A 4,656-nucleotide genomic window follows, 5' to 3' on the forward strand; every position below is an offset into this window, starting at 1 on the left:
ATTTTAGCTCATCGTACTTATTTGAAACAAGTAAATAAAAGGGGTAGTGTCAAGCAGAATCTATTGCAATGCTTGGTGAATGAGAAGATATTGACTGACGTAATAAAAAGTTTATGAAACGACCGTGTAAGCAAAACTTTTTCTTACAATCTCTCCTCTATATTTTTTAAAAAGATGGTACAATAAACGTATGGTAACATTTATCAAAAAAAATAAATTAGCGTTAAGTGTCAGTTTCCTTCTTCCCCTCCTTATGATGGGCATCACGTTTGCCCTTCTGGGTATTTATTGGGGAAGCGAAAAAACCGTTTTAGCAGGCGATGCCTACCACCAGTATGTCGCTTTTCACGCCCTCTTTTCCGATATTTTACACCACGGTTCAGGATTTTTCTATACTTTTACCAGTGGTTTAGGGCTTAATTTTTTGAGTTTTTCGTCCTATTATCTAGGTAGCCTACTCATGCCGCTGACCTATTTTTTTAACGCATCAAATATGCCTGATGGTCTCTATCTCCTCACCTTACTTAAATTTGGTTTCATCGGCTTATCTGGCTTTGTCTCTTTCAAAAAAATGTACCGCTCCCTATCAAATTGGCTCATTATCAGCTTATCCAGTGCCTACGCCCTCATGAGCTTCATCGTCAATCAGTCCGAAATCATCATGTGGCTCGATGCCTTCATCTGGATGCCCCTCATCATTTGCGGTCTCCATAGTATGGTGGCAAACGGCAAACGCCGACTATATTACATCAGTCTGACCCTACTTTTCATTCAAAACTACTATTTTGGTTTTATGATAGCACTCTTTCTCATCGGCTATTTCTTAGTCAGACTCAGCTTTGACGGCTGGTCTTTCCGTAAATGCCTTGATTTCGCCATCACTTCACTCCTAGCAGGCTGCACCAGCCTTATCATGATTCTACCTATGTATCTGGATTTAAAAGCTAACGGTGAAAGCTTTACCAAAATCACAGAACTATTCACAGAAAAGTCATGGTATTTTGATGTCTTAGCCAAAAACTTTGTTGCAAGCTATGACACCACCCAGTACGGCGCCGTCCCAACACTCTACATCGGTCTGCTCCCGCTCCTTCTCGCAAGCCTACTCTTTACCACCAAATCTATCCGCCTGCGTACAAAGTTTGCCTATACTGCCCTACTCGGCTTCATCATCGCCTCATTCTATCTGCGCCCACTTGACCTCTTTTGGCAAGGCATGCACACACCGAATATGTTCCTCCATCGTTATAGTTTTGTCTTTAGCCTCTTAATCATGCTCATGGCTGCTGAGACATTGACACGACTGTCTGAAATTCGACTCCGTTGGCTTGGATTCACTGTCTTTTTCTTAACAGCAGGCTTTACGGCAACAGTCCTCAGCCGACATTATAGCTATGTTAAAAACCTTAATATCTCCTTAACCTTATTATTCGCCCTAGCTTATCTCATTATCCTCATTGCTGATAGAAAAAAATGGCTCCTGCCAAATACTTTCCCGATTTTCATTGCCATTTTCATGATTTTCGAATTAGGCATTAATGGCTATTATCAGCTCAATGGCATCTCTGAAGAATGGCACTATGCCTCTCGGACTGCTTATAATGAGCAGACTAAGAAAATTCAACCTGCCGCCAAAGCGATTGCTGCTGATACTGATTTTTATCGGATGGATGAAACCAAGCCAGATACTGCCAACGATGGCATGAAATATGGCTATAAGTCTCTGGGACAGTTTTCTTCTGTAAGAAACCGTAAGTCCTCAGCCACACTCAATCTACTCGGTTTTCAATCAACAGGTACCAATCTCAATCTTCGCTATCCCTTAAATACCTTGCTGATGGATTCAATTTTCAATATCCGTTATAATCTCAATACAAGTCAACCTGATAAATATGGTTTTAACCTCGCTCATGCAGATGTTCCCAATCTGACCCAGAACTCTTATGCCTTACCACCAGCTATTTTTGTTGAAAAGGGCTATAAAGATGTCAAATTATCAGATAAAAATAGCCTTGAAAATCAGACCAAATTTGTCAATCAATTAGCAGGCACAAACGAAACATTTTTCAAACAGTTTTATGTCAATAAAGAAACGACAACTGGTACGATTACTGGTGGAAAGGGTCGTGTAACACTGACTCAGAAAGGTAGTGATGACATCACTCTCTCCTATACAGTCACAGCTCCCGCAGGCGGGCAAGCCTATCTCAAACTAGCTGATGTCTCCTATCAAAACGCCGATGCTGAATATATCAAAGTCAGCATCAATGGTCGCACCACCTTTATCAATACCAATGATACTGGCGCTTTTATCAACCTTGGCTATTTTGAACAGGCGACATCCGTTGATATTACGCTGACTTTTCCAGAAAATCGTTATGTTAATTTTGACACGACAGAATTCTGGAGCATGCCAGTCAGCACTTATACGGCGACAATTCATCAACTCAAGACCAATCAAGTCACCGCCAAAGCCATTAAGAATGGTCTTGAAGCCACCGTTGCTGCCAAGTCCAACGGCGATTTATTCCTCACACTCCCTTACGACAAGGGATGGTCTGCTACAGTAGATGGCAAGCCGATTAAAATCAAGCAGGCGCAGACTGGTTTCATGACCGTTCCGATAACTAAGGGAACGCATACGGTCAAGCTTAGTTTTGTGCCACAGGGTCTTAAACTTGGTGGACTCTGCTTTGTTCTCGCTTTGATTAGCTTCATCTCTTATGACTGTTATAACAAAAAACACATCCGTCAAGAGAAAGTCGACTGATGTGTTTTTGTTTAGGTGAGTAGATTGGCAAGAAAGCCACCGCCATGGATAAGCAGATAAGAATAGAGGTAAATCGGTAAAGGTTTGGCAACAAATATCGTGAAAAGAAAGTATTTCCATGTCATTTTAGTCTGACTGGAAATTAATACCAAGGCATCATCAGGTGCGACAGGAAATAGAATGGCGATAAAAAACAAAATATCGTACTTTTTTTGCCCTTTCTCAACCCAACCCATGTACTTATTATAGTGTTTTTCCTTGATAAAGGTTTTAGCAAGGATGGCACCATAAACACGCCCCATATGAAAAAGAATGATTGAGCCGATGACAATACCAACATAGTTATACAGAAATCCTGTATAGGGGCCAAAAATCATAACCCCTGCTGCAGTTGTAATGCCGCCTGGAATAATCGGAATCACAACTTGAATAATTTGTAGCCCAATGAAGATGAAAGGTCCTAAAATGTAGTGCGCCATGACTAACTCTGATAGCGCCTGAGGATCACGTAAAATATCGATACGATAAAGGTAGTAACCGCCAATCAAACAAGCAACAATCCCTAGAATTGAGATGACATTAAAAATTTTCTGGACGATTTTTAAAACCTTTTCATTCATATCCTTCTTTTCCCATCCTATTTACCTTATTTGAAAGTCTTGCTTGCCTCTATTTTCATTATTTGCGCAAAATGACTAAGCCAAAACGGGGCAAGGCTCCAATAATGGCAAGTTGTCGCTTATTATCGTTTTAAGAATTTAAGCAGTGATATCTTCCTTACGACCTTTTAAATAGGTCATTTGTTCTTTTGTCCAATCGACTAACTGTTCTTTAAAAGGCTGAAAGCCAATTTTATTGGTCGGATTACTAAAGTGAAATCTGCGTTGCATGTGATGTGTTTGTGGCTGTTTTTCGAGAGTTCTCAAACTCAACGAAATCTTACCATTAAATTCATCAACATCAATCACCTGTGCTTGGCATATTTGACCAACCTCAATCACATCATGGATGTCTGCAACATATCCAGATTTAATTTCTGAAATATGAATCAAGCCACGATGTTTGCCAAATTTGACAAAGGCACCGTATTTTTGCAAGCCTGTAATTTCAGCTTTAATCATATCCCCAATTTTTATAGGTTTATCACTCATGGTTTATTTTGCCTCTACCTCAATGCTGATGATTTCCACATCATTTTCTGGCTTGTCTTGAAAACCTGTTGGTTCTTTTGCAATGCGGTCGAGTGTTTCAAAACTTTCTGCATTGGCTAATTGACCGAAAACAGTGTGGCGGCCATCCAAATGAGGTGTGCCACCAGCTGTATAGATTTCAGCAATTTCTTCTGGCCAACCACCTTTAATAAGGGCGGATTTATCGTAAGGCAGGTTTTCATTTTGAACGATGAAAAATTGGCTGCCATTCGTATTCTGACCAGCATTCGCCATGGATAGAGCGCCACGGATATTGAAGACATTTTCTGAAAATTCATCTTCGAATTTTTCACCATAGATAGATTCTCCGCCCATGCCTGTACCAGTTGGGTCGCCACCTTGAATCATGAAGTCGCGAATGATGCGGTGGAAAATAACACCATTATAATAGCCTTTTCCGGCCAATTCAAGGAAATTTTTTACTGTTTTTGGTGCAACATCGTCAAATAATTTAACCGTCAAATCTCCAAGATTCGTGTGGATTATTGCAACTGTACCAGCATAGTTTGCTAAATTTGTTTGTGGGTAAGTGATTGTCATGTTATTTTTCCTCGTATAATATATTCTAGTAGTGATTAACCACTACGATTTTTACCTAATTGATATTAATTTTCACTTGACTACTGAGCCGTTTCTCAGAGATAATAGTTCTGGAATGGACTCACGGATTTTGCT

At 40.1% G+C, this 4,656-nt stretch carries 4 protein-coding genes; 1 reads left to right on the plus strand and 3 read right to left on the minus strand.

Going from position 1 to position 4,656, the window contains the following annotated elements:
* Window positions 1–190 precede the first annotated feature (190 nt).
* Window positions 191–2,770, plus strand: coding sequence for a YfhO family protein (locus tag ACYQ21_RS14630; protein ID WP_460059330.1), 2,580 nt, complete (start codon window positions 191–193; stop codon window positions 2,768–2,770).
* Between the two features lie 11 nt (window positions 2,771–2,781).
* On the opposite strand, the gene ACYQ21_RS14635 is transcribed toward ACYQ21_RS14630, so the two are convergent.
* The 3 genes from ACYQ21_RS14635 to ACYQ21_RS14645 all read right to left on the minus strand — a co-directional run bounded on the left by ACYQ21_RS14635 (window position 2,782) and on the right by ACYQ21_RS14645 (window position 4,515).
* Window positions 2,782–3,390: a TVP38/TMEM64 family protein gene (locus ACYQ21_RS14635; RefSeq protein ID WP_460059332.1), complete on the minus strand. Its 609-nt coding sequence runs from the start codon at window positions 3,388–3,390 to the stop codon at window positions 2,782–2,784.
* Between the two features lie 138 nt (window positions 3,391–3,528).
* Complete coding sequence (locus tag ACYQ21_RS14640) at window positions 3,529–3,921, minus strand: CvfD/Ygs/GSP13 family RNA-binding post-transcriptional regulator (protein WP_460059334.1); 393 nt, start codon at window positions 3,919–3,921, stop codon at window positions 3,529–3,531.
* Between the two features lie 3 nt (window positions 3,922–3,924).
* A complete protein-coding gene (locus ACYQ21_RS14645; RefSeq protein WP_460059335.1) occupies window positions 3,925–4,515 on the minus strand; it encodes a peptidylprolyl isomerase in 591 nt (196 codons plus the stop codon).
* Between the last annotated feature and the right edge of the window lie 141 nt (window positions 4,516–4,656).

Source organism: Pseudolactococcus yaeyamensis (assembly GCF_054658615.1).

Excerpts from the sequence above, each read along its gene's own strand:
- ACYQ21_RS14640 (WP_460059334.1), bottom strand. The coding sequence starts at position 3,921 with ATGAGTGATAAACCTATAAAAATTGGGGATATGATTAAAGCTGAAATT.
- ACYQ21_RS14630 (WP_460059330.1), top strand. The coding sequence starts at position 191 with ATGGTAACATTTATCAAAAAAAATAAATTAGCGTTAAGTGTCAGTTTC.
- ACYQ21_RS14635 (WP_460059332.1), bottom strand. The coding sequence starts at position 3,390 with ATGAATGAAAAGGTTTTAAAAATCGTCCAGAAAATTTTTAATGTCATC.